Source organism: Undibacterium sp. SXout20W (assembly GCF_049340285.1).
In the GTDB taxonomy this organism is placed as follows: domain Bacteria; phylum Pseudomonadota; class Gammaproteobacteria; order Burkholderiales; family Burkholderiaceae_D; genus Undibacterium.
This window is the reverse complement of sequence record NZ_JBMPPH010000022.1, coordinates 1-26582: the sequence shown is the minus strand read 5'-3', so window position 1 is coordinate 26582 and position 26582 is coordinate 1. Positions and strand designations below refer to the sequence as shown.

22 protein-coding genes are annotated in these 26582 nt (G+C 46.7%); 13 read left to right on the top strand and 9 right to left on the bottom strand.

Features of this window, described 5'->3' with window-relative positions; genetic code table 11:
- Window positions 1–10: 10 nt before the first annotated feature.
- The 9 genes from can to grpE all read right to left on the bottom strand — a co-directional run bounded on the left by can (window position 11) and on the right by grpE (window position 9901).
- Complete coding sequence (gene can, locus ACO0K1_RS12405; protein ID WP_423026198.1) at window positions 11–685, bottom strand: carbonate dehydratase; 675 nt, start codon at window positions 683–685, stop codon at window positions 11–13.
- Between the two features lie 133 nt (window positions 686–818).
- Window positions 819–1610 carry a hypothetical protein gene (locus tag ACO0K1_RS12400; RefSeq protein WP_423026131.1) on the bottom strand — a complete coding sequence of 264 codons (792 nt, stop codon included), beginning with the start codon at window positions 1608–1610 and terminating at the stop codon, window positions 819–821.
- A 152-nt stretch (window positions 1611–1762) separates the two neighbouring features.
- Window positions 1763–2554: a hypothetical protein gene (locus ACO0K1_RS12395; protein WP_423026129.1), complete on the bottom strand. Its 792-nt coding sequence runs from the start codon at window positions 2552–2554 to the stop codon at window positions 1763–1765.
- Window positions 2555–2665: 111 nt separating this feature from the next.
- Window positions 2666–3457 carry a hypothetical protein gene (locus tag ACO0K1_RS12390; RefSeq protein ID WP_423026127.1) on the bottom strand — a complete coding sequence of 264 codons (792 nt, stop codon included), beginning with the start codon at window positions 3455–3457 and terminating at the stop codon, window positions 2666–2668.
- Between the two features lie 10 nt (window positions 3458–3467).
- Window positions 3468–3878 (bottom strand): D-alanyl-D-alanine carboxypeptidase family protein, encoded by a 411-nt coding sequence (locus ACO0K1_RS12385; protein ID WP_423026125.1) that lies wholly within the window; start codon window positions 3876–3878, stop codon window positions 3468–3470.
- A gap of 1083 nt (window positions 3879–4961) precedes the next feature.
- Window positions 4962–5570 (bottom strand): chalcone isomerase family protein, encoded by a 609-nt coding sequence (locus tag ACO0K1_RS12380; protein ID WP_423026123.1) that lies wholly within the window; start codon window positions 5568–5570, stop codon window positions 4962–4964.
- Between the two features lie 268 nt (window positions 5571–5838).
- Window positions 5839–6960, bottom strand: coding sequence for a molecular chaperone DnaJ (dnaJ, locus tag ACO0K1_RS12375; protein WP_423026121.1), 1122 nt, complete (start codon window positions 6958–6960; stop codon window positions 5839–5841).
- A 173-nt stretch (window positions 6961–7133) separates the two neighbouring features.
- Window positions 7134–9074: a molecular chaperone DnaK gene (gene dnaK / locus ACO0K1_RS12370; protein WP_423026119.1), complete on the bottom strand. Its 1941-nt coding sequence runs from the start codon at window positions 9072–9074 to the stop codon at window positions 7134–7136.
- Window positions 9075–9262: 188 nt separating this feature from the next.
- Entirely contained in the window at window positions 9263–9901 is a 639-nt protein-coding gene (grpE, locus tag ACO0K1_RS12365) for a nucleotide exchange factor GrpE (protein WP_423026117.1), read from the bottom strand.
- Between the two features lie 488 nt (window positions 9902–10389).
- Here grpE and rfbB point away from each other — a divergent pair, with 488 nt between their 5' ends.
- The 13 genes from rfbB (at window position 10390) to ACO0K1_RS12300 (ending at window position 26115) form a co-directional block, all read left to right on the top strand.
- Window positions 10390–11457: a dTDP-glucose 4,6-dehydratase gene (rfbB, locus tag ACO0K1_RS12360; protein ID WP_423026115.1), complete on the top strand. Its 1068-nt coding sequence runs from the start codon at window positions 10390–10392 to the stop codon at window positions 11455–11457.
- Window positions 11454–12350 carry a glucose-1-phosphate thymidylyltransferase RfbA gene (rfbA, locus tag ACO0K1_RS12355; protein WP_423026113.1) on the top strand — a complete coding sequence of 299 codons (897 nt, stop codon included), beginning with the start codon at window positions 11454–11456 and terminating at the stop codon, window positions 12348–12350. Before rfbB ends, rfbA begins: the two co-directional genes overlap by 4 nt.
- A 3-nt stretch (window positions 12351–12353) precedes the next feature.
- Window positions 12354–12899: a dTDP-4-dehydrorhamnose 3,5-epimerase gene (gene rfbC / locus ACO0K1_RS12350; RefSeq protein WP_423026111.1), complete on the top strand. Its 546-nt coding sequence runs from the start codon at window positions 12354–12356 to the stop codon at window positions 12897–12899.
- Window positions 12896–13810 carry a dTDP-4-dehydrorhamnose reductase gene (rfbD, locus tag ACO0K1_RS12345; protein ID WP_423026109.1) on the top strand — a complete coding sequence of 305 codons (915 nt, stop codon included), beginning with the start codon at window positions 12896–12898 and terminating at the stop codon, window positions 13808–13810. The genes rfbC and rfbD overlap by 4 nt, the downstream gene beginning before the upstream one ends.
- Window positions 13811–13948: 138 nt before the next feature.
- Window positions 13949–14728, top strand: coding sequence for a hypothetical protein (locus tag ACO0K1_RS12340; protein WP_423026107.1), 780 nt, complete (start codon window positions 13949–13951; stop codon window positions 14726–14728).
- Window positions 14721–15716 carry a UDP-glucose 4-epimerase family protein gene (locus ACO0K1_RS12335; RefSeq protein WP_423026105.1) on the top strand — a complete coding sequence of 332 codons (996 nt, stop codon included), beginning with the start codon at window positions 14721–14723 and terminating at the stop codon, window positions 15714–15716. The genes ACO0K1_RS12340 and ACO0K1_RS12335 overlap by 8 nt, the downstream gene beginning before the upstream one ends.
- A complete protein-coding gene (locus ACO0K1_RS12330; RefSeq protein ID WP_423026196.1) occupies window positions 15716–16276 on the top strand; it encodes a sugar transferase in 561 nt (186 codons plus the stop codon). Before ACO0K1_RS12335 ends, ACO0K1_RS12330 begins: the two co-directional genes overlap by 1 nt.
- A gap of 45 nt (window positions 16277–16321) precedes the next feature.
- Window positions 16322–18277, top strand: a complete 1956-nt coding sequence (locus ACO0K1_RS12325) for a polysaccharide biosynthesis protein (RefSeq protein ID WP_423026103.1) — start codon at window positions 16322–16324, stop codon at window positions 18275–18277.
- Between the two features lie 111 nt (window positions 18278–18388).
- Window positions 18389–19765 carry a phosphomannomutase/phosphoglucomutase gene (locus ACO0K1_RS12320; RefSeq protein WP_423026101.1) on the top strand — a complete coding sequence of 459 codons (1377 nt, stop codon included), beginning with the start codon at window positions 18389–18391 and terminating at the stop codon, window positions 19763–19765.
- Window positions 19766–20025: 260 nt separating this feature from the next.
- Window positions 20026–21003, top strand: coding sequence for a lipopolysaccharide heptosyltransferase I (gene waaC, locus ACO0K1_RS12315; protein WP_423026099.1), 978 nt, complete (start codon window positions 20026–20028; stop codon window positions 21001–21003).
- Between the two features lie 119 nt (window positions 21004–21122).
- On the top strand, window positions 21123–22019 hold the full coding sequence (locus ACO0K1_RS12310) for a DMT family transporter (protein WP_423026097.1): 897 nt from the start codon (window positions 21123–21125) through the stop codon (window positions 22017–22019).
- 22 nt (window positions 22020–22041) lie between these two features.
- Window positions 22042–23322: a lipid IV(A) 3-deoxy-D-manno-octulosonic acid transferase gene (gene waaA / locus ACO0K1_RS12305; RefSeq protein ID WP_423026095.1), complete on the top strand. Its 1281-nt coding sequence runs from the start codon at window positions 22042–22044 to the stop codon at window positions 23320–23322.
- Between the two features lie 297 nt (window positions 23323–23619).
- On the top strand, window positions 23620–26115 hold the full coding sequence (locus ACO0K1_RS12300) for an adenosylcobalamin-dependent ribonucleoside-diphosphate reductase (RefSeq protein ID WP_423026093.1): 2496 nt from the start codon (window positions 23620–23622) through the stop codon (window positions 26113–26115).
- Window positions 26116–26582: the final 467 nt, after the last annotated feature.

Here is a 26582-nt window from a genome sequence, read left to right as displayed (position 1 = left end):
ACGCACTTGGTTATTCCATTGCAGAATAGCGAGACAGGCTGCGTTCAACATGGCCAGCCAGCGTTTCTGGAGAGCTGACTGTCATACCTAATTCGCTCAGTAAGCCATCTTGCAAGCCATAAACCCACCCGTGCACGGTGACGGGTTGACCACGCTCCCAAGCGTCTTGAATCACGGTCGTTTTGCATACGTTGACAACCTGCTCAATGACGTTCAATTCACATAAGCGTTCGCCACGCTGTTTCAAATTCAAAGTCTCACCCATATAACGCTCATATTTTTGATGAACGTCCTGAACGTGGCGCAGCCAATTGTCGGCCAGTCCAACACGACCACCTGTCATCGCTGCATGGACGCCTGAACATCCATAGTGACCACAAATAATGATGTGTTTGACACCAAGTACATCGACCGCAAATTGCAATACTGAAAGACAATTCAGATCAGAATGCACCACCACATTAGCAATATTCCGGTGTACAAACAGTTCGCCCGGCAACAATCCAAGTAATTCATTGGCCGGCACCCTGCTATCGGAACAACCTATCCAGAGGTACTCGGGGTTTTGCTGCGCAGCGAGGGTCTTAAAAAAATCTGCGTCTTTATCACAGATCGCTTTTGCCCAGCGACGATTGTTTTCAAACAACTGCTCTGGGGTCAATTCTGCTCGGATTTGGTCTGCCATCATAATGCCCTGAATGTGAAACAGGCATGATTTTAACCGTTTCTGCCGTTTCCAGAGTAGCGCATTATCTTTATCGGACGTTTTTGACTTAAATGAGCTTATCTGCCGGGATAATGATCAATATGCATTTACTTTATCTGCCCAAATGAACTCGACGTGTATTTACTGACAGGCTTTTGGTGTAGTTTGACGTATTGCCCGAAGCATCCATGACGGTAAAAGTAACGTTATAGATTCTGTCTTTCGCGATCTTGACCAGAAATTTCTTAGTCTCCTCATTGAAAACTGCTTGGACATCGGTCGCAGGAAATGTTTGATTCGCCGTGATTTTACTCAACAAAACGTCAGGATAAGGATCCATATCATCGTGGGCAGCCGCGGTGACACTGACCTCTAACCAACCCGGTTTTCCTGCTGCAGGTAATGTTGTCAGGTAGATTTCTGCTGTGGGGGCAGCGGTATCGGCTTTGACTATATTGACTAATTTATCCTGTACTATTGCCTTAGTCGTTACATAGTTGGGATCTGCACGATTTAAGCGAACCGAGAATCGATCACTGCTTTGACCTGGCAAAAGATAGTATTTACCCGAAAAAAGATCGTTATGATTTAACACTATCCACTGTAAATAATAGCTATATGATTCCTCTAGCCATATTCGTTCAGCCTTCCATCCTGGTGGGACAATGAACCCAGTTTCTAATACTCTCGCATTTCTGGTGTCGAGATAAGGAGGTGTTTCATCACCACTATCCCCTACAGCAAAGACGCCAACTTCGTCATTACTAAAATTCTCCAATTTGTAAGTATATATAGCTGTTTTCTTGCCTATTAGATGGTCAACCTCATGTTTTCCAAAGGCTATTACCCGATAATCGGCTGCATAGATTTGATGACTGACGAGTAGACATAAAATCAAAGACATAGCGCTAGGATGTTTTATTATTTTTGGCCTAAAGAAACGTGGTCTCGCAGTTGCAAACAATTTTCAAAATCCTTAAAGGTGCCAATGAACAGCCTACTTTACAGATCAGCAGTCTGAGTAAACGTTACCGAACGTAAAAAGAGCTAATCAAGCTATTTAGCAGGTAAATCTTTCGAATAGCTTGTCGTATTGCCGGAGGCATCCATGACGGTAAAAGTAACGTTATAGATTCTGTCTTTCGCCATCTTGACCAGAAATTTCTTAGTCTCCTCATTGAAAACTGCTTGGACATCGGTCGCAGGAAATGTTTGATTCGCCGTGATCTTACTCAACAAAACGTCAGGATAAGGATCCATATCATCGTGGGCAGCCGCGATGACACTGACCTCTAACCAACCTCGCTTCCCAACAGCAGGTAATGTTGTCAGATAGATTTCTGCTGTGGGGGCAGCGGTATCGGCTTTGATCATCACCACTTGCTTGCCTTGTACGCTAGCTTTCGTACTTACATAGTTAGGATCAGCTTTATCCAAACGAACAGAAAATTGGTCAGAAATTTGACCTGAACGTAAATAATATCTACCGTCAATCAAATCGTTTATATCTGCAATTTCCCATTGAATAAGGTAACGATAAGACTCTTCCAGCCATACATCCCGAGCTTTCCAACCATCTGGAGAAATAAACCCGTTTGGCAACACGTTACTACTCCTAGTATCCAATAGTGGGGCCATCTCATCTCCAGCATCGCCAATACAAAAGGATGAAATACCATTTTTTTCTTTGCTTAGATTTTCTAATTTGTAGCTATAAGCAGCTATTTTTTTACCTGTGCTTTGATCAATTTCATGTCTGCCAAAAGCAGTTACCCCGTAATCTGCAGCAGAACATGAATAAGCAACTAGTATGTAGAAACTTAAAGAAATAGCGACAGCAATTTTCATTATGTATTGCGTGAACTGATACGTTGTCTGGCAGTTAAAAGCACTTTTCGAATGAGTCTAAAGATCAAATATCTAAGCAAACTTTGCTAATCATAAACTTACCTGATCAAGTTATTTAGCAGGTAAATCTTTCGTGTAGCTTGTCGTATTGCCAGAGGCATCCATAATGGTAAAAGTGACGTTATAGATTCTGTCTTTCGCCATCTTGACCAGAAATTTCTTAGTCTCCTCATTGAAAACTGCTTGGACATCGGTCGCAGGAAATGTTTGATTCGCCGTGATTTTACTCAACAAAACGTCTGGATAAGGATCCATATTATCGTGGGCGGCGGCGGTGACACTTACCTCTAACCAACCCGGTTTTCCTGCTGCAGGTAATGTTATCAGATAGATTTCTGCTGTCGGGGCTACGGTATCAGCTTTGATCATGTTAATCAGCTTACCTTGTACCATTGCCTGGACATTCGCATATTTTGGATCAACCTTCGTTAGCCGAACAGAAAATTGATCTGAGCTTTGTCCTGGAAGTAAATAATAATTGCCTGCTAACATATCGTTAAATTCTGCAACTTTCCACCTAATTGAATAGCTATAAGATTCCTCCAGCCACATTTCCTCTCCTTTCCATCCTTTCGGTGCGACAAAACTGTTATTAATAATAGAACTGACTCTAGTGTCAAATAACGGAGGTGGTTCAGTACCAATATCTCCAACTGAAAAAACAGCAACGCCATTCTTATCGCTACTGAAGTTCTCTAACTTATAACTGTATAAAGCAGATTTTTTACCGGTTCGCGGATCAAGTTCATGCTTGCCATATGCTGTAACCTGATAATCAATTGCGTGTGCCGGAGAATTAAAAATTAATAAAATAAATGTCGCAATTAACAAATCAACTTTCATATCACTTCCTTTAATTTTGAAAATGTACAGGGTCTTTTGCTGGATAAGGACGACTAAGAGAGCATTTTTGCGCGCTCAAATCAAGATTGTCATCACTAATACCACTCCAATTTGCATCAAATGCTTTTCCCGATGAATGCTTGGACGTTTTGCCTACCTTACCTTTTAACTGATGTTTATTATTTTCAGTTTGAAGGGTTTTATAAAGATCTTTGCATTGAGGGAAATTCGACAGTGCTGAATCAGTCCTCGCTAACTTATCAAATATCTCATACAAATGATCCTGATAAGCCTGCGGTCGATAGGCAGACGTCACGCTGACCGATCCCTTTGCCTTTACTACTTCGTCTTTTAAGCAATGCAATGCAGTTTGCGTTTCAGTGCTCAACTTATCAAGGATGACGTTTTCCCCATTTTCCATTCTGATCGCTTCTGGATCGGTAATCGGTTTTAAGGGATCAATAGGGCAAACATTGCCACAGTATCGATCTATGATATCCGAGTCTGCGGTGCAATAAGAGTTTCCCATACCGACGCGCGCCATCACTGCCATTCCGCGGCATTCGCGGGTCAAAGGAACCGCACCTGCTGCTTTATAGAGGGGAAAGCAAATTAAATCGGTATCAGTTGCCCAGCTGGATAATGGATAAAAAAAGACTACGAAAACAAGAAACTTACCCGCAATTTTTTTATAAAAATGATCTTGTACATTTGCATTTAACTTCTTTCTCAGCATCATTTATCTCGCTCAGTTTAACTGCACCAGAATGAGTCCCAATTGGCGACTTAATTGCAGAAAGGTTAAACGAGCAAAGATACAATACGATACTTTATTACACAGTATTACACAAATACCTCTTTTGTTATGAAATTAATCATTTGATACAAGTGGATTGCTGATGTTAACGTACAGAAAAAGTCGGAGGAATTCTTTATTAAATATACAAGCGGCTGCAAAGAAAATTAATCTTGGCGATCGATTTTATTTTCGATCCCTATTTATTTTCAGGTAGTTTAAAACCCTCATTCGTGCCCTTCTCCCGCTTGCGGGAGGATTCAGGTTTAATATGTCTGGAGAATTGTCGACGAAATGCGTCGAATGACTTATGCAAAAGTATGTTTGAATCGCGGCGTAATATTGAAGGTGTCGGTTTGACTTCGGCTGCGAGCGCAATTCATTCGTATCCGGTACATCCCCCCTCATCCCTGTCTTTCTAAAGCTAGGGGGAGGGTTCAGGTTTAATTTTTTTTGGCGAATTGTGGATGAAATGCGTCTACAGATTTAATCTGCGGCGGGTTTGAATCGCGGCGTCATTTTGAAGGTGTCGATTTGACTTCTGCTGCGAGCGCAGTTTATTCGCATCCGGTACATTATGCGCCTTCATTCATGCCCTTTTCCATCATGAGGGAGAAGGAAGTGAATGAGAGCGCTCAGTATTTTACTTTTTTTACAAGCGAGCTATCGCTTTTATGCTAGCTTTTGAATAATGAACTACAGAATTACCTAGTGAAATACGCCATGACTTTCAACTTCACCCAACATAGCTTTTTTCAAACCGTTATCAACCGGGCTGTCGCCTAGCCAGATGCGAAGCAGCGTGTTGTAAAAAAGAATATCAGGATACGGGTCGCCCATTTTTTTGCCGTTTAATGCGACTACGGTACCGACACCAGGGATCCAGTCATTTGTCATGACGTCGCCTTTTTTAAGTTCAGGTACCGATGCGAACAATTCACCGAAGCGTAAAAACTGAGAAGTAAGTTTTGCCTTATCCGCTTTTTCGGTATTTTTTTGTATGCCTTGCATAAAGCCACGACTAAAGTCTTCGCTGCTTAAATCACGCAGCATCACGATGGTGACACGTCGCGGACCATCTGCGTTTAACACGTCATGTACCGTTGTCTTCTTTTCTTTTAAGTAGAGGCCAGCGACGTAGACCTTAAAAATGGCTTTATAACGAATCCCTGCGCCATTGAGCTTGAGTTCAGTATTAGCAAGTTGTACCGTTTCATCCAGTTTGACGCCGGCGACTTCAGCGGCATTCGCACTTAACAGAACGCCTGCTAGTAAACTAAATCCTGCAACCCAGGATTTATAATTTTTTAAACACATTTTGTCTCCTCTAAACGATCATTTAATGTTGAGTTCTGTTGTGACAACATCTTCAATGTCTATCATTACTTAACAAAAATCAACACCAACCCATTTTTTAATTTACTTTTTTTAACGTATTCGCAGGTTACTCGATATACAAAAACACGCCATATGCATTTTTGGAGCGACCTCTCTAATTCGCACAAATTAAGACAAACAAGTAGACAAAAAAATGCCCTGTTTATACGTCAACAGAGCATTTCTTGGAGAGCGAGGTGTTATTGTTTTATTCAAAAAACTTCTTCACTTTATCCATCCAGGTTTTGCTTTGCGGATTGTGTTTTGAACCGCCTTCAACCGTAAGTTGCTCAAACTCGCGCAGCAAGTCTTTTTGCTTCTCAGTCAGTTTTACTGGTGTCTCAATTACCACGTGGCAGAACAAATCACCAGCGTATCCAGAGCGTACCCCTTTGACGCCTTTACTACGCAGGCGGAAAGTCTTACCGGATTGCGTACCTTCAGGAACAGTGAACGACGCTTTGCCGCTCAGTGTTGGTACTTCAATATCGCCACCCAACGCTGCTTTGACAAAGGAAATCGGAATTTCGCAATGCAAATCATCGCCTTCGCGTTGGAACACTGGATGCTGTTTAATGTGGATTTCAACATACAGATCACCCGGAGGCCCGCCATTGACACCAGGCTCACCGTTACCGGAAGAACGAATCCGCATGCCGTCATCGATACCAGCCGGGATTTTAACTTCTAGAGTTTTATTTCGTTTGATACGCCCAACGCCAGAACAAGTCGGGCATGGGTCTGGAATCATTTTGCCTGTACCGTGGCATTTTGGACAGGTTTGTTGGATACTGAACAAACCTTGCTGCATGCGTACCTGACCATGACCAGCACAGGTTGTACATGTGACAGGAGATGTTCCAGGCTTAGCGCCAGATCCATGACAAGTGTCGCATTCGTCCCAGCTTGGTACGCGAATCGTGGTATCAAAACCGTTCGCTGCCTGCTCTAAAGTGATCTCAAGGTTGTAGCGTAAATCAGCACCGCGATAGACTTGTGGGCCTGCACTACGACGACCGCCACCACCGAAGATATCCCCGAAAATATCGCCAAATGCATCGGCAAAACCGCCCGCACCGCCACCACCGCCGCCACCCATGTTAGGGTCAACGCCGGCATGACCATAGCGGTCATAAGCATCGCGCTTCTGGCTATCAGAGAGCATCTCGTATGCTTCTTTGGCTTCCTTGAATTTTTCTTCAGCGGCCTTGTTATCCGGGTTGCGATCCGGATGGTATTTCATCGCCAGCTTACGATAAGCCTTTTTGATTTCTTCTTCTGAGGCATTTTTACCGACGCCCAGAATTTCGTAAAAATCACGCTTCGCCATCTCGATTACACCTTGTTTTTTTATTCACACGCCGTCTGATCTGACTGGCATGTAACATATTAAAAGTTCAAAAACAGTTACTACAAAAGCGCAGAGAGCACAGAGATCATTTTTATTTCCTCTGCATCCTCTGCGCCTCTGCGCTTATACATCGCCCTCATCAGGCGACAGATTTACTTGTTGTCTTTGACTTCTTTAAAGTCGGCATCAACAACGTCGTCATCCTTAGCATGTGCTTCTGCACCCGCTGCACCGGCGCCGCCAGCGGCGCCAGCAGCAGCTTGTTGCGCTTGCATGTCGGCATAGACTTTTTCACCGAGCTTTTGGGATGCCGTAGAGAGCGCGCCCAATTTAGTGTCGATCTCAGCTTTGTCACCGGATTTCAATACGTCTTCCAGATCTTTGATTGCAGCTTCGATTTTCTCTTTTTCGCCAGCTTCTAACTTGTCGCCGTGTTCAGCCAATGCTTTTTTGGTGGAGTGAACCAATGCATCACCTTGATTGCGGGACTCAGCCAATTCTTTGACTTTTTTGTCTTCTTCCGCGTTCAATTCCGCATCTTTCACCATTTTCTGGATTTCTTCTTCAGTCAGACCAGAGTTAGCTTTGATCGTGATTTTGTTTTCTTTGCCAGTTGCTTTGTCTTTTGCGCCTACGTGCAAAATACCGTTCGCATCGATGTCAAAAGTCACTTCGATCTGTGGTGTACCGCGTGCTGCTGGTGGAATGCCTTCCAGATTGAATTCGCCCAAGCCTTTGTTACCGGCAGCGATTTCACGTTCACCTTGGTAAACTTTAATTGTTACCGCTGGCTGATTGTCATCCGCTGTCGAGAACACTTGGCTAAACTTGGTTGGGATCGTTGTGTTCTTCTGGATCATTTTAGTCATCACGCCGCCCAGAGTTTCGATACCCAGGGACAACGGTGTTACGTCCAGTAACAACAAATCTTTGCGATCGCCAGACAAGACCGATCCTTGAATCGCTGCACCAACGGCTACTGCTTCGTCAGGATTCACGTCTTTACGTGGTTCTTTACCGAAGAAGTCTTTGACCAGCTCTTGCACCTTAGGCATACGAGTCATACCACCAACCAGGATGATGTCGTCGATGTCTGATGTTTTAACACCAGCATCTTTGATCGCCAAACGGCAAGGTTCCATGGTTTTTTGGATCAGTTCTTCAACCAATGCTTCCAATTTTGCACGTGTGATTTTCAAATTCAAATGCACTGGTGCGCCATTTGCCATCGCGATGTACGGCTCATTGATTTCTGTTTGCTGTGCGCTGGACAATTCAATTTTTGCACGTTCAGCAGACGCTTTAATACGTTGCAAAGCGATAGGATCTTTGGATAAATCCAGACCATTGATGTTTTTGAATTCAGTAATGATGTAGTCGATCACGCGTTGATCGAAGTCTTCACCACCGAGGAAAGTATCGCCGTTTGTGGACAAGACTTCGAATTGCATTTCGCCATCAACGTCAGCGATTTCGATGATCGATACGTCGAATGTGCCACCACCCAAATCGTAAACTGCAATCTTGCGATCGCCTTTTTCTTTTTTGTCCAGACCAAAAGCCAATGCCGCTGCAGTTGGTTCATTGATGATGCGTTTGACATCCAGACCAGCGATACGGCCTGCATCTTTCGTTGCCTGACGTTGAGCATCGTTAAAGTATGCTGGAACAGTAATAACCGCTTCAGTGACTTCTTCGCCGAGGTAATCTTCAGCGGTTTTTTTCATTTTACGCAAAACTTCTGCGGAAATTTGTGGTGGCGCCAAACGTTTGTCGCGCACGGAAACCCACGCATCGCCGTTGTCGGCTTTGGAAATTGTGTAAGGCATCAGGCTGATGTCTTTTTGCACTTCTTTTTCTTCGAATTTACGACCGATCAAGCGTTTTACCGCGAACAGTGTATTTTTTGGGTTGGTGACAGCCTGGCGTTTTGCAGATGCGCCAACCAGAATTTCACCATCTTCTTGATAAGCAATGATAGACGGCGTGGTACGTGCGCCTTCAGCGTTTTCGATAACTTTAGGCTGGCCGCCTTCCATGATAGCAACGCAAGAGTTGGTTGTACCCAAATCAATACCAATCATTTTTCCCATGATTTTTCCTCAGAATTATTTAGATTTTATGTATTTGTCAATATTTTTGAGTTAATCTAAATTATTGAACTTTTGTCGTTTTCACTCATCAAAAGCTTCAATAACCTCATTGAATAACTCATCTGTATCCGATATTAGGTAAAAAACCTGCTTTTCAAGCGTTTTTTGCTGGTTTTTTACGCTTTTTTTTACTTACCTTGCGCGACAGTCACTAAAGCGGGGCGTAACAAGCGGTCGGCGATGTTATAGCCTTTTTGTAAAACGGTAACAACTGTGTTCGCATCTTGCTCCGCTGGTACCATAGAGATCGCTTGATGTTTCATTGGATCAAGTTTCTCACCTTGGACTGGATTAATTTCCAGCAGACGATTCTTTTCAAAAGCGGCACTTAATTGCTTCAATGTCATTTCGACACCTTCTTTTAAAGAGTCAATCGATGGCGTTTCTACTTTTAATGCCATTTCAAGGCTATCTTTGACTGGCACCATGGCTTCGGCAAAACCCTCGATCGCGAATTTATGTGCTTTGGCGATGTCTTCCTGAGCACGACGACGAATATTCTCACCATCCGCTTTGGCGCGCATGAATGAATCTTGCAATTCAGCTACTTTTGCTTCTAATGCGGCAATAATTTGCGCGTTTTGTGCAGCAACGTCCACAACTTCTTCAGCAACAATAGGATCAACCGCAGGAGTTGCATCAGCAATTTCTGTAGCTTCGTTAGCAGTGGCATTCGTATTTGCAGCGGTGTTTGTGGCGGTGTTTGTGGCCGTATTTGTGGCCGTATTTGCGGCATCTTCTGCTTGTGTATTTTCTTCGTGTTGCATTCTTACCCTCCAGTCAATTTCATATTGCAGCCCTACTTGGTGACAATCTCTGTGATTTCAAGTGATGAATATCAAAATTCTGTGCTCCGGAAGAGTCTTTGGATCACATTGTTAAAAATACATTTTGTCACAAGAAAAATACAAATTAATACGAACAAATGCACGTGCAAATTCTATCCTACAAGAACACCAATCCAGCTTTTCACCCGACCTGGGAGCTCCGATGAGACTCACCGTTATCTCAGTGCTGTTAATCACCTATTTGATTGTCGCCACGGTGTGGATCTGTCTGTCACAAATTGATAGCAACTAGCTGCTAGCCACCCATTATCAGGCTACTACTGCAACTTTTTCACTTCCATTTCATTTATATTTAAACAATATAAATGCGTCTATTTGTAATTTAAACAGCAGCATTTCTGGTGTATGCCCCCCAAACTCTAGTAAAATCGCGACCTACTTTGCAGTGATTGACTTAGGGGTTTGGAATGATTTTTGTTACTGGCGGCGCAGGTTTTATCGGCGCAAATTTTGTGTTGAGCTGGATGGCGCAGGCCGACGAGTCGGTACTGAATTACGATAAATTAACTTATGCTGGCAATTTAAACAATCTGACCAGCCTGCGCAATGACGAACGTCACTTGTTTGTGCAAGGCGATATTTGTGACGGTGAGAAGTTAGCTGCCCTGTTTGCAGAACACCAGCCACGCGCGATTTTGCACTTCGCCGCCGAAAGCCATGTTGACCGCTCAATTCACGGCCCTGCTGCCTTTGTTACCACCAATGTCAACGGTACCTTTACCTTATTGGAAGCCGCGCGTGCTTATTGGAATACGCTGGATGCGGATAAAAAGGCCGCCTTCCGCTTCCTGCACGTATCAACGGATGAAGTCTATGGCACCTTGTCTGCGGAAGACCCGCCATTCACTGAAACCACGGCCTACGCACCAAACAGCCCTTACTCCGCATCCAAAGCAGCATCTGATCATCTGGTACGCGCTTACCACCATACTTACGGCATGCCGGTATTGACGACCAATTGCTCAAACAATTACGGTGCGTATCATTTCCCAGAGAAATTAATCCCACTGATCATCACCAATGCCCGCGCTGGTAAAGATCTGCCAGTTTATGGCGATGGTCAACAAGTGCGTGACTGGCTGTATGTAACCGACCACTGCGCTGCGATTCGTCGCGTACTGGAATCGGGTCGCTTGGGCGAGACCTACAACGTTGGTGGCTGGAACGAACAAACCAACCTCAGCGTCGTTCATACCATTTGCGATTTGCTCGATGAATTGCAACCAAAGGCAAACGGCAGCTACCGCGATCAGATCAAACACATTACCGACCGTCCTGGTCACGACCGTCGCTACGCCATTGATGCGCGTAAAATCGAACGCGAGCTGGGCTGGAAACCTGCCGAAACCTTTGAAACCGGTCTGCGTAAAACCGTAGAATGGTATCTCGCCAATGACGCCTGGGTTGCCCAGGTGCAATCCGGCGACTACACAAAGTGGGTCGATCTGCAATATAACAACAAGGAACAAGCATGAGTTTTGCGTCTTCTTCCCGCAAAGGAATCATTCTCGCAGGTGGTTCAGGCACACGCTTGTACCCTGTGACCAAAGCAGTTTCTAAACAATTGTTGCCGGTCTACGACAAGCCCATGATTTACTATCCGCTGACATCGCTGATGTTAGCCGGCATGCGCGATATCCTTATCATTTCCACACCGCAAGACACACCACGCTTTGTCGAATTGTTAGGTGATGGCTCACAATGGGGTATTAACCTGCAATACGCGGTACAGCCATCACCAGATGGGCTGGCGCAAGCCTTTATTATTGGCAAAGAATTTGTCGGCAACTCGCCGTCAGCCCTGATTCTGGGTGACAACATTTACTACGGGCACGATTTCGAGCCCCAATTACGCAATGCGGACGCTCGCAATCAGGGCGCTACTGTGTTTGCTTATCACGTCCATGATCCAGAACGTTATGGCGTGGTCGACTTTGATGCGAATAAACAAGCCATCAGCATTGAAGAAAAGCCGCTCAAACCAAAATCCAACTATGCTGTCACCGGTTTGTATTTCTATGACAATCAGGTGTGCGATATCGCTGCCAATATCAAACCTTCACCACGTGGTGAATTAGAAATCACCGACGTCAACAATGTCTACCTGAAACAAGGCGAGCTGAACGTTGAATTAATGGGCCGCGGCATGGCATGGCTCGATACCGGCACCCATGAATCCTTGCTGGAAGCAGGCCAGTTTGTAGCGACAATAGAAAAGCGCCAGGGTTTAAAAGTCGCGTGTCCGGAAGAGATCGCATTCCGCCGCAATTACATCAGCGCCGAACAACTCGAAGCGTTAGCGCAACCTCTGAAGAAAAACGAATATGGCCAGTATTTACTGCGTCTTCTGCAACACAAAACTTTTTAAGCTATGAACGTCATTAAAACCAATTTGCCAGAAGTCATGATTATCGAACCAAAAGTGTTTGGTGATGAACGTGGTTTTTTTTATGAGAGCTTTAATGCAAAGAAATTTGCTGAATTAACTGGGGTAGATTTGCCTTTTGTACAGGATAATCACTCGATGTCAGCTAAAAATATTTTGCGCGGCCTCCACTATCAAATTCAGCAAGCACAAGGAAAACTCGTGCGCGTGGTGTCAGGCGAAGTGTTCGACGTCGCGGTTGATTTGCGCAAAAGCTCACCGCGGTTTGGTCAATGGACAGGCGTCTATTTATCAGAAGAAAATAACCGTCAGATGTGGATACCGCCAGGGTTTGCTCATGGTTTTTTGGTCACCAGCGACAAAGCAGAATTTTTATATAAAACGACGAACTACTGGGCGCCAGAGCACGAGCGCAGCTTGTTTTGGAACGATCCGGCGATCGGCATTGAATGGCCTCTAAAAGAAACACCGATGATGTCTGGCAAAGACCAGGTGGCTAAATTACTTGCCGATGCTGAGGTGTTTGCATGAGAATTTTGCTTACCGGCGTAACAGGGCAACTTGGACACACATTACACCCTATATTATCTCAGCATCACGAAGTCATTGCACCGACTCGTGCTGAACTCGACCTCAGTGATACGGCAGCAATTGCCACCTTTGTGACGAATTGCCAACCCGATCTGATTATCAATCCTGCCGCTTATACCACTGTCGATAAAGCAGAGACCGAACCTGATCTGGCGCAAGCGATCAATGGCATTGCACCCGGCGAATTTGCCGCGCAAGCAAAAAAGCGAGGGATAGGTTTAATTCATTTCTCTACCGATTATGTCTATGATGGTAGTTTGCGTGATGAACAAGACGTTTTAACAAGCTACACAGAAGATGCCCCGACGAATCCATTAAATGTCTACGGAAAAACCAAGCTCGCAGGTGAACAAGCGATCATCGCCAGCGGTTGCCAATATCTGATTTTCAGAACCAGTTGGGTGTATTCGACGTTTGGAAAAAATTTCCTGTTAACGATGTTGCGTTTAGCGAACGAACGCGATGAACTACGCGTAGTGAATGATCAATGGGGTGCACCGACATCGGCAAATGCCATCGCCGACATCAGCGCCAGTATCGTGCAACAACTATGCGCATCAGAAAATCCCGCACAGTGGTGGCAATTGCATCAAGGCTTATATCATTTAACGACAACAGGACGGACGAGCTGGTGTGGTTTTACGCAAGAAATCATGCGACAAGCGAGCGCTGGAGGTAAGTTGAAAAAAGCTGCTCCAAGCGTGACTGGGATTCCAGCCGTAGACTACCCAACACCCGCCCAACGTCCGGTGAATTCAAGTCTGAATACTGACCTGCTAGCAAGCACGTTTGGCGTGCAGATTCCAGCATGGGAAACTGCTTTGGCCGTATGTTTGTCAAAGATGAAATAGAACTCGTCTCATTCAGAATTTTACTGAGCATCATTATTAAAAAAAGTATTTACCGCAGTTACCGAAGTAATTTTGGCGATAGCAATAAGAAGAATTGCTTCGGATAATTAAAACAATGTCAGCAATGGAATTTTTAGTATGATTCATATCGCCATCGTCAGTCATGGACACGAAGAACTGCTCATCTCAAGTGAGATTGGCGGTTTGCAAGATGCTGGCGATGATATCCACGTTTGGATCAAAGACAACCATCCCTCTGCCCGCCTGAAAGAGTATTGCCTGCGCCATCGCGTTTCTTACAGCGATGCCTCGCCGGGGTTGGGTTTCGGTGCAAACAATAATTATCTGTTTGCGCAAATAAAAAATAGTGTTGGCGTGGAGCCTGATGACATTTTTATCGTCATGAATCCAGACGTCACCACGGATCAGGCTACGATCCTGGAGTTAGTGCGGCTGATGCGTAAGGACAACGCAGCGTTGGCAACGCTTAATCTTTTCCGCGATGACGATTTCCAGACGCCGGATGCCAATATTCGACGCTTTCCGGATTTTCTGTCGCCTATCCGCATGGCATGGGTGCGCTCACTAACGGAACCCTACAACAAAAGTAATTACCTCTCTGCGGGTTGGAGCGATTGGGCATCCGGCGCTTTCTTGGCATTTAAAGCAGAACATTACCAACGTCTGCAAGGCTTTGATGATCGTTACTTTATGTACTTTGAAGACGTCGATTTATGCTATCGCTCAAGTCTCTTGTTGGGACATGGCGTACGTTATTATCCGCAATTAAAAGCCTTGCACAGCGCAGCCCGTAAAAACCGGAATGTCGCGTCAATGCATGCGAATTGGTTTATACGCAGTTTCATGAAATTCATTTTCCGTAAATATTTTGTGTATAGCGGCAGCAAGCATGCATGATCAGACTGTCATCAAAAACCAGCGCAAAATTTTACTGACGGGGGCCAGTGGCTTTGTCGGCAAGACGATTGCTGCTGCACTCTCCGCAAACAACACGCCGTTGATCTGCCCTAGCCGGAGCCCGCTGCGCGCCCTCGATCGCAAGGTAGAAAATCCGCAAATCGGTGACTTGTCGGGGGACACAGATTGGTCGCCGTATCTGACCAATGTTGGCATTGTGATTCACTGTGCAGCGCGGGTGCACGTGATGCACGAAGCGGTGAGCGACCCGCTACCTTTATTTCGTCAAATCAATGTTGATGCCACGATGCGCCTTGCAGAGCAAGCGGCACTCGCCGGCGCGACACAGTTTATTTTCATTAGCTCTGTCAAAGTGAATGGTGACGGCACCGCGCTTGGGCAGCCATACACGGAAACGACTCCCTCAGAAGCTGATGACCCTTATGGCATTTCCAAATACGAAGCAGAAAACGCCCTGTTAGCTTTGGGCGAACGCAGCGGTATGCGAATTACCATCATCCGCCCCCCGCTGATCTATGGACCTGGGGTCAAAGCTAATTTTGCCAGTATGTTGAATTGGGTAAAAAAAGGTATCCCGCTGCCGTTTGCGAGTATCAACAACAAACGTAGTCTGGTTTATCTGGGCAATCTGGTCAGTCTGGTTCTGTGTTGTCTGCATAATGCTCAGTCTGGACAGCAGATATTTTTGGTCTCAGATGATCATGATTTATCTACGGCAGAACTTTTGCGGCTGAGTGCACAGGCGATGAAGATGCGTCCACGTTTATTACCATGTCCACCGTCGGTGTTGATATGCTTAGCAAAACTGGTTGGCCGTCCGGCAATTACTGATCGGCTCTGTGGCTCGTTGCAGGTGGATATCAGTAAGGCAAAGCAATTATTGGGATGGACACCTCCTTATTCAGTCGAGCAAGGTTTAAGCGCAACCGTTGCCGCGCTCGATACTTCAATAAAAACGACGTCATGATAAAACGCATTGTTGATTTAATTCTGGCACTCATCGCGACGGCGATTCTAGCCCTTCCCCTTTTGCTGACTGCCTTGTGCGTCAAATTGACATCACGTGGCCCGATTGTCTATTGGTCAAATCGTGTTGGCAAAAATAATGTCATTTTTAAAATGCCAAAATTTCGTAGCATGAAAGTCGACACGCCAGCAGTTGCGACACACTTATTAAGCAATCCGGATCAATATTTGACACCGATAGGCTCGTTTATCCGCAAATCCAGCCTGGATGAGTTACCGCAACTATGGAGCATACTCTCGGGAGATATGAGTTTTGTCGGGCCACGCCCGGCACTCTACAATCAGCACGATTTGATTGCATTGCGCACAGAAAAACGAGTACATACGATCGCGCCTGGTTTGACTGGCTGGGCGCAGGTCAATGGACGGGATGAATTGCCGATACCGGCAAAAGTGGCGCTAGACACCTACTATCTTGAGCATCAGTCGTTGTGGTTGGATATCCGTATTTTATGGATGACTTTTTTTAAAGTTGTCCGCCGGGACGGTGTTGCGCATTAAGGCACTCAGGTCGAACAATAAATAAAGCGCGAAAGTAGACACACCATGTTGCACTCTCTCATTAGCCTATCCCGTCTGCAGAAACAAGTGCTCGCTGCGAGTCTGGATACGATTTGTCTGCCTGTCATTTTCATACTCGCAATCTGGCTGCGTTATGAAGGCTTTAACGAAGAATTGTTCCGGCATTACTTTGGGCTGATCATTTCAACTCCATTGATTTCGGTACCTATTTTTATCCGCATCGGACTATACAGGGCGGTCGTACGTTTCATTGACCAAAAAATTATCAGCACTATTTTTATCGGTGCCAGCACGTCGGTACTATTGCTGGCGTTCATTGGCATCATGTTGCACATCATGCCAATTTCACGCGCCATTTTCGGTTTTTACTGGGCAGGTGCCATTATCTATTTATGCGCTAGTCGCTTTGTCGCGCGTACGTGGTTACTAAGTTTAGGCATGTCAGCAGACGCTATTCCGGTTTGTATCTATGGCGGCGGCAAAGCAGGCGCTTTGCTGGCGGGTGCCTTGCGATCAGGCGGTGAATATGTGTGCGTCGCGTTTGTCGACGACAACAAGCATATTCAAGGCTCCACCATTGCTGGCATTAAAGTATACAGTCCAGCCGATCTGGCGAATCTGGTACCAAAACGCGAAATCAAACAAATTTTATTGGCACTGCCGTCGATTTCCAAAACCCGACAAAAGCAAATTTTGGATCAACTCGAGTATTTAAAACTCAAGATCAAAGTCACGCCATCGATACAAAGTCTGGTGAATGGTGAATTACGGCTACAAGATATTCGTGACGTAGAAATCGAAGATTTACTAGGACGCGATCAGGTTACGCCGGATGCGCGCCTGCTGGCAGTCTGCATCACCAATAAAAACGTCATGGTAACCGGTGCGGGTGGGTCTATTGGTTCCGAATTATGTCGTCAAATCGTGCGCCAGCGCCCCAAAAAGCTGGTCTTATTAGAAATGTCTGAATACGGCTTGTATGCGATCGAGCAAGAACTGTGTGCATTGCGGACACAACTCGGTCTGGATCTGGAGATAGTGCCATTTCTGGGTACGGTGCTCGATGCGGCAAAGCTCGATAAGATTTTTGCAGCCTTTGAGATCGATACGCTGTATCACGCGGCGGCATATAAACATGTTCCGCTGGTCGAACTCAATCCTGTCGACGGTATTCGCAATAACGTATTCGGTACGCTGACGGTGGCAGAGGCGGCGATGCGCGCCAAGGTGAGTAATTTCGTATTAATTTCAACTGACAAAGCTGTGCGACCGACCAATGTGATGGGGACGACCAAACGACTCGCTGAATTGATTCTGCAAGCATGCGCACGTAAACAAAACGGCACCCGTTTTTGCATGGTGCGTTTCGGCAATGTGTTGGGATCTTCTGGTTCCGTTGTACCTTTATTCCGTAAGCAAATTATGGCTGGTGGCCCGATTACGCTGACGCATCCGGACATCACCCGTTATTTCATGACCATCCCAGAAGCAGCACAACTGGTATTGCAAGCAGGAGCAATGGGCGAAGGTGGTGATGTGTTTGTGTTAGATATGGGCGAACCTGTGCGCATCCTTGATTTGGCTCGTCGCATGGTGCATTTAAGCGGTCTCGAAGTAAAAACTGACGCCACCCCCGATGGCACGATCGAAATCCAGCATGTGGGTTTGCGTCCCGGTGAAAAACTCTTTGAAGAATTGCTTATCGGCGACAATGTCGAGGGTACCAGTCACCCGCTAATTATGCGAGCGCAAGAGAATGAAATTCCATGGAACACCCTGGAACATTTCCTCGAAGAATTACGTCAAGCATGTGACACTTTCAATTACACAGAAATTCGTACGCTCTTACTAAAAATAGTGGCAGAATACCAACCGCAATGTGGCATTGAGGATTTAATCTGGCAAGCCACCGGAGTAAGCAGTGCCCAAATTAGCGAGCATCACAGCACAGAAAGCACAAATCTGGGTGTATTGACTTGAATTGCCCTGAATTGCCCAGAATTGCCTCGAGTTGCCCTGGGTTGCCCAAAATCGCCCTGAATTGAACTCGAACACATCAAATACTTTTTTAATTTTCAAACTAAGGTTGCTATGTCCCTACTCTCTCCAAGCATCTTTAAAGCCTACGATATCCGCGGCATTATTGGCAAAACACTCGACGCCGACGTGGCGTTTCAGATCGGTCAGGCTTTTGGCACTGCGGCATTAGCAAAAGGCGAAAAAGCAGTCGTTATTGGTCGCGATGGTCGCTTATCCGGTCCTGAACTGATCGCAGCACTCGCTAAAGGTTTGCAATCAACTGGCGTTGATGTGATCGACCTCGGTATTGTGGTGACACCAATGGTGTATTTTGGCACCAATGTTCTCGGTGCAGCCTCCGGCATTATGGTAACAGGCAGCCATAACCCAACTGACTACAACGGTTTCAAAATGGTGCTCGCTGGCGAAGCTATTTACGGCGACGCAATCCAAGCCTTATACCAAGCTATTCTGAAAAAAGAATTCGCGACAGGTGCCGGTAACTATCGTACGCACGATATCAAAGCAACCTATCTGGAACGCATCATTGGCGACGTTAAATTACAGCGTCCGATCAAAATCGCGGTGGATTGTGGCAATGGTGTCGCTGGCGCGTATGCTGCCGATCTGTATCGCGGCATGGGCTGCGAGGTCATCGAATTATTCTGCGAAGTCGACGGCACATTCCCAAATCATCATCCTGATCCAGCGCATCCAGAAAACTTGCAAGACCTGATCCGCTGTCTGCAAACCACCGATGCTGAAATCGGTCTGGCATTTGACGGCGATGGTGATCGTCTGGGCGTCGTCACTAAAGATGGCCAGATTATTTATCCTGATCGTCAGTTGATGTTGTTTGCCGAGGACGTACTGACCCGCAACCCTGGCGCACAAATTTTGTACGACGTGAAGTGCACCCGCCATATCTCGGCGTGGGTCAAAGCACGCGGCGGTGTGCCACTGATGTGGAAAACCGGGCACTCGTTGGTGAAAGCAAAATTGCGTGAAACCGGCTCCCCTTTGGGCGGCGAAATGAGCGGCCACATCTTCTTTAAAGACCGCTGGTATGGCTTTGATGATGGTTTGTATGCAGGTGCTCGCTTGCTAGAAATTTTAAGCCGTGTGGCCGATATGACTGTGACCCTGAATCAATTGCCGCAATCGGCCTCAACACCAGAATTACAATTGCAACTGGCCGAAGGCGAAAACTTCAGCATTATCGCTGCAATGCAAGCGAATGCGGATTTCCCGGGTGCAGATGAGATCATCACCATCGACGGTTTGCGAGTTGAGTATCCAGATGGATTCGGTCTGGCACGTTCGTCCAATACGACACCAGTGATCGTAATGCGCTTTGAAGCGGAAACACCTACTGCCTTGGCACGTATACAAGGGGCATTGAAGCAAGCTATTTTGGCAGTAAAACCTGACGCGCAGTTACCATTCTAAAACCGAAAATTACGCTTCCATCAAACATATACTCTACCCAGTACTTTTAAAGACCCTTATATTCATATTGATATTCAAGGTAAAATTTAAAATTACAGGGGGAGTATATAAATTTGTGTAAAATTTGACGCTAAACTTGCAACTGGCATCAGTAACAATTTAGCGACAAATCGACACTAAATGAGCGCCAAATCAGCGCTAAAATATCAGTCCCCATCGATACTTTTCTGCTAAAGCAAACTTTTCCCCCTGAACAATTCGTGAAAATTCTATTGATCCGCGTTTCATCTCTTGGCGACGTGCTGCATAACATGCCTATCGTCGATGATTTGCATCGCCATTTCAACAATGCACAAATTGATTGGGTGGTGGAAGAAGCTTACGTCAATCTCGTACGCTTACATCCTGGCGTGCGTAACATCATTCCATTTGCCCTCAGACGGTGGCGCAAAAGTCTGGGCGCAGCAGAAACACGCCAGCAGATGAAGCACTTCTATCAGCAATTAAGGCATGAAGAATACGATCTGGTGCTTGATACCCAAGGCTTATTTAAAACTGGTTTGATTATGGGCATAACCAGACTCGCTACCGGCGGAAAAAAAGTCGGGTTAGCGAATGGTACCGAAGGTTCTGGTTACGAAGGCATTTCGCGGATTTTTCACAATCAAAGTGTAGCCGTCGACAAACGCACACATGCAGTGCAACGTGGCAGACTGGTCGCCGCGGCGGCCAGCGGTTATACCGTCGAGACGCCAGCCTGTTTTGGCCTGCATACACCAGAAGGGTCACCTGCGTGGCTGCCTGACCAACCGTATGTCGTGTTTTTTCATGGCACCGCCGGTGCGGCCAAAAAGTGGGCGCGCACTCACTGGATCACAATCGCCGAAGAGTTGCGTCGATATGCACTGCCAATTTTGCTACCGTGGGGCAATGCGACCGAAAAAGCCGAAGCAGAAGCGATGGCGGCAGAGATGCCAAACGCCACCGTTCTGCCCGCGCTGTCAATGCTAGACGCCACGATTCTTGCCCAATCGGCGGCGCTAGTAATTGGTGTCGACACAGGGCTCACGCACATTGCCGCAGCCTATGAAACGCCCACCATAGAAATTTATTGCGCCTCACCAAAATGGAAAACCGAAGGAAATTGGTCGGATAAAATCATCAATCTTGGTGACCAGGGAACACCGCCTTCGCCCAATGATGTCAAAGACGCCATTAAAAAATTATTAATTCACTAAAAATTTATTTCGAATCTAAGCTATTTTTGGCATTGTTTTCCAATTGAACAGCAGTTCCATCGCACCATCTCATCAATTTCAGGTATATTCCGTCGTCCTGATTTGAGAACGCTCTCTGAATGACCACCCGCAAACATCTCGACGCCAACGCTATCATCATCATGTTGCTCCTCTGCATCTGCTGGGGATTACAACAGGTGGCGGTGAAACTGGCAACACCAGTGATCAGTGCCGGATTGCAACTCGGCTTGCGTTCAGAGATCGCCGCGATGTTAGTACTCGCTTTGATCTGGTGGAAAAAAATTCCATTTTCATTAAGAGACCGGCATTTGTTACCAGGTTTAATTGCAGGTTTATTCTTTGCGCTGGAATTCTTGTGTGTTTCTTACGGTTTAAACTTCACCACCGCTTCACACATGTCGGTCTTTTTGTACACTGCGCCGATTTTTACTGTTATTGGGCTGCATCTGCTGATTCCAAGTGAACGCTTACATGCACGACAATGGCTGGGGGTCGCCTCTGCTTTTGGGGGGATTGCGATTGCATTTTCAGGTGCCATGCAAAATTCTGCCGACGACATCAGGCAAATGCTGATCGGTGACAGCTTGGGCGTGCTCGCAGCGCTATTATGGGCGGCTACCACGTTGACGATACGTTTCTCTAGTCTGGCGGATGCAGAACCCACCACCACCTTGTTTTATCAGTTGGCGGGCGCTGCCGTTATCCTGACTGGCGTGGTACTCTTGCGCGGCGAAGTGTGGCATGCGTGGACGGCCGTGGCCTGGGTCAGTATGCTATTTCAAAGTGTGATTGTGGCTTTTGCGAGCTATCTTGCGTGGTTCTGGCTCATGCGCCACTATCTGGTTTCACGCTTATCCGTTTTTTCGTTCCTGACCCCGCTATTTGGCGTGGCAGCAGGCGTGTTACTGATGCACGATGTCATCAGTTCGCGCTTCGCGATTGGCGCCCTCATGGTACTCGGTGGTATCGTGCTGGTGAATTTCAAAAAAAATTAACCCATTTACTCAAACAGCCTTAATGCGCCTTCTTTATTCATTCGTCTGGGGACTTTCGCTGCCCTTTGCTATCTTTCGTTTATGGTGGCGTGGTCGTCAGGAACCCGGCTATCGCCAGCATATTCCGGAGCGCTTGGGGTTCTACAGTCGCTATGAGACTACACCAACGATCTGGGTACATGCGGTCTCTGCTGGCGAGACGCGCGCGGCAGAGCCATTGATACGCGGCTTATTGGCAAACTACCCACAACACCACTTGCTGCTTACGCACATGACTGCTACCGGACGAGAAACCGGTGGAAAACTATTTGCCGACGTCGCGGACCGCGTGCGTCAATCTTTTTTGCCGTACGATATCAATTGGATGATGCGGCGCTTTTTGAAACACTATTCACCACAATTGTGCGTTCTCATCGAAACCGAAGTCTGGCCTAATCTGATTGCTCAATGCGAAATTGCCAACATTCCTGTAAGTTTAGTGAATGCGCGCTTATCCGAAAAATCCTTAAAAAAAGCGCAAAAACTGGCCTCGCTTATCTTGCCCGCCGCCCATGCCATCAGTGCCGTGGCGGCGCAATCCAATCCCGATGCCCGTCGCCTGCGTGAATTAGGCATTAGCAGTCCGACGGTAACTGGCAATATGAAGTTTGATGTCACACCGCCGGCGTTAATGGCAGAACGCGGCGCTGCCTTACGACGCAGTTTTGGCAACCGTCAGATTATTTTGTGCGCCAGCACCCGCGACGGCGAGGAAGAGCTCATTCTGGATGCGTTTTTAGAGCAATTACCGCTACTGGATAATGCGCCACTTCTGATGATTACACCACGCCATCCGCAGCGTTTTGATCAGGTTGCGCAAATGATAGAAGAACGCGGAATTGCCTATATTCGACGTTCCGCCCTTCACCATGACGTCGTCTCGCCCATCGCTGATAAGATTCAGCTCGTCCTCGGTGACACCATGGGTGAAATGTACATGTATTACGCCACCGCTGATATCGCATTTGTCGGCGGTAGTCTGGTGCCTTTAGGTGGTCACAATCTGATTGAAGCCTGCGCCATGGGCAAACCTGTATTGACCGGCTTGCACACTTTCAATTTTTCTGAAATTACCGATCAGGCAATAGCTGCACACGCTGCTTTGCGGGTTGACGGCGCCCGTAGTATGCTACGCGAAGCGCTGGCGTTATTGTCCGATGACCAAAAACGCCAGCATATGGGCGAAAGCGCTCATGCTTTTTTTCTGCAACACCAGGGTGCCACGTCCAGAACACTGGATATATTGAAACCTTTCCTGAATTAAATTAACCAAGTATTCAAGCAGTAACTAACTAAGGGATAAATTCGTCATTGACATCATTCCTGCCACGATTAACGTTACAAATTCACAGCACTAATAACATTAGCAACATTAGCAACATTGGCAACATTAGCAAAATTAACAAAATTAACAACCGACAGTAGCACCTTGATGCGAGTCAAGGCTTTGCTGTCGGCAATGTCTATACTGGTACAACGATGCAGTCAGCTGGACTGACATGCGTCATACCGGCGCGATTAACAGACAAACGACTCTCTCTCAGATTGAATTAAGCACAACATGAACGCCAACGAAAAAATCCTAGGAATCACTGACATGGCTCCCCAAGAAATCTCCCTCGATGTCTTGCTTGAAAAGTATGCTAAAGGCGACGAAGCCAGCATCCACGATGTCCAGGCCCGCGTTGCCAAGGCGCTGGCGAGCGTAGAACAAGCGGATGCGCAAGCCTACTACGAAGAAAAATTTTTATGGGCGCAAAAAAATGGTTTCGTCCCGGCAGGTCGGATCAATTCCGCTGCCGGCATGGATTTGCATGCGACGCTCATCAATTGCTTTGTGCAACCAGTGGGCGACTCCGTTTCCAGTCCAACCGATGGCAAACCGGGCATCTATGCAGCCTTGGCAGATGCCGCTGAAACAATGCGACGCGGTGGCGGCGTGGGCTACGATTTTTCCAGTATCCGCCCTAAAGATGCGTTGGTGCGCGGCACTCGTTCACGGGCGTCTGGTCCGGTCTCGTTCATGCAAGTTTTTAATGCATCGTGTTCTACCGTCGAATCCGCGGGTGCACGTCGCGGCGCGCAAATGGGCGTGCTGCGCGGTGACCATCCCGACATTTTAGAATTCATCCGCTCCAAAGACGAAGGTGGTTTAACTAACTTCAATATCTCCATCGGTGTCACCGACGAATTCATGCAAGCAGTCGCCAGCGATGGTGAATTCTGTCTGGTCCACAAAGCGGAACCTAGCGAAGATAAAAAAGCCAACGGCGCGTATCAACGAGACGACGGTATCTGGGTGTATGAAACCGTACGCGCTCGCGACTTGTGGGACGTCGTCATGAAGTCGACCTACGATCACGCCGAACCTGGCATCTTGTTTTTATCGCGCATGAATGCCGAAAACAATTTGTACTATTGCGAAAAAATCGAAGCCACCAATCCGTGCGCCGAACAACCACTGCCGGATTACGGTTGCTGCTGCCTTGGCTCGGTCAATCTCACCCGCTTCATCAGAAACCCCTTCAGCGCGATCGGCAAATTTGATTTTGATGCGTTCCAGGAAGTTGTTACGGTAGCGACCCGCATGCTAGACAACGTGCTCAATGCCACTGCCTGGCCGTTAGATTTGCAAAAAGCAGAAGCAATGTCCAAACGTCGTGTCGGCTTAGGATTTTTAGGTTTAGGTAGCGCACTGGTGATGTTGGGTATTCGTTATGACTCTGAAGAAGGGCGTGAATTTGCTCGCCAGGTTTCTGAGACGATGCGCGATGCAGCGTATCTTGCTTCTGCTGAATTAGCGAAAGAAAAAGGAGCGTTTCCGCTGTTCGATAGCAAACAATATTTAGCCGGTAGCTTCGCACAACGCCTGCCAAAAAATCTGCGCGCCATCATCAAAAAAAATGGCCTGCGGAATTCGCACTTATTGTCAATTGCACCGACTGGCACCATTACACTGGCATTCGCTGATAATGCATCGAATGGTATTGAGCCTGCATTCTCCTGGGTCTATAACCGCAAAAAACGCATGGCCGTTGGCGATGCCCGTATTTATGAAGTCGCTGATCATGCATGGCGCCTGTATCGTGCAATGGGCAACGACGTGTCTGACGACAGCAAGTTGCCATCCCAATTCGTCACGGCGCTCAATATGTCTGCCAGCGATCACATGAAGATGCTGCAAGTCGTGCAGCCGTACATTGACTCTGCGATCTCCAAAACCGTGAATGTGCCGGCTGATTACCCTTACGCTGATTTCCAAAATCTGTACATGGATGCTTGGCAAGCTGGCCTCAAAGGTTTGGCAACCTACCGTCCGAACAGCATTCTCGGTAGTGTATTGTCAGTGTCCTCAGGCACACCAGAAACAGCACCAGAAGTCAAAACGGTGCCTGACGAAGATCTACTGCGCAAACAATTCGATGGCCGCCCATTTGGTGATCTGGAATCGGTAACGTCCAAAGTCCAGTACATGACCTATGAAGGCAAAAAAACTGTCTATCTGACTGTCAGCTTCATCCACGTGCAAGGCATGGTCGGCGGCGAGCGGGTCACCATTGAGCGTCCATTTGAATTCTTCATGCCAGCCGGTCAAAAGAATGATGGTCAACAATGGATTTCCGCCAGCATGCGTTTATTGTCCATGGCTGCACGCTCTGGTGGTTCGATCGCCAAAGCGCTTGCCGATATGCGCGAAGTGGTGTGGGACAAAGGCACGGTGCGTTGCGGCATGATTACCAAGGACGATGGTACCCAAGCGCCACTTTTCCATGAATCCGAAGTCGCTGCGATTGGCTATTCGCTGCAACGAATTTTGATGAAACGCGGTTACCTCGATGCATCAGGCAATCAAATTCCAGTCCATGTTTTAGCCGAAAAATTCAAAGCCCGCATGCAGCAGTACAGCCTTGACGACCTCGCCTACGAAGCCGATACCGCACCAATCAGCTACATCCCAACCGGCAAGAAATGCCCGGATTGTGGCGCCCACGCCCTGCAAAAAATCGATGGCTGCAGCCGTTGTGTTTCGTGTGGTTATGTCGGCGCCTGCGGATAATTTATTTGCAGCGTTCAACGAATTTATAGGTTACCCCATAAGCTGCAAGTTATACCCACTACGTTGCAAGTAAAAAATTGAAGTAGATGCAAAAAAATACGTCGTTTGGCTAATTACTGAACGGCGTTTTTTTATGCCTGTGATGAAATATGGTATTGTCAGGCTAAATCTAAAAGGCCTTGCCGAATCTAATTCTTGGGGCTCTGTCGCGATAAGAAACTAAAGTTAAGATAAAGCAGCGATGAATCGAGAAGATCAAAAAACCAAAGAGTAAAATTGATTGGCAGCAGATGCAACTTGACCATCAGGGCAATCGAGCTGTCCCATTTTTATCATATCCGTAAGCGTCCGACGCAACCATCTAGCAATGATGAAATGAACGCGCCACACTCCTTCGTTTCAAAGTTAAGGAGAAGGCATGAGCCACGACCCAATACAAATATCGCTATGGAATCAACGCCTGCAGG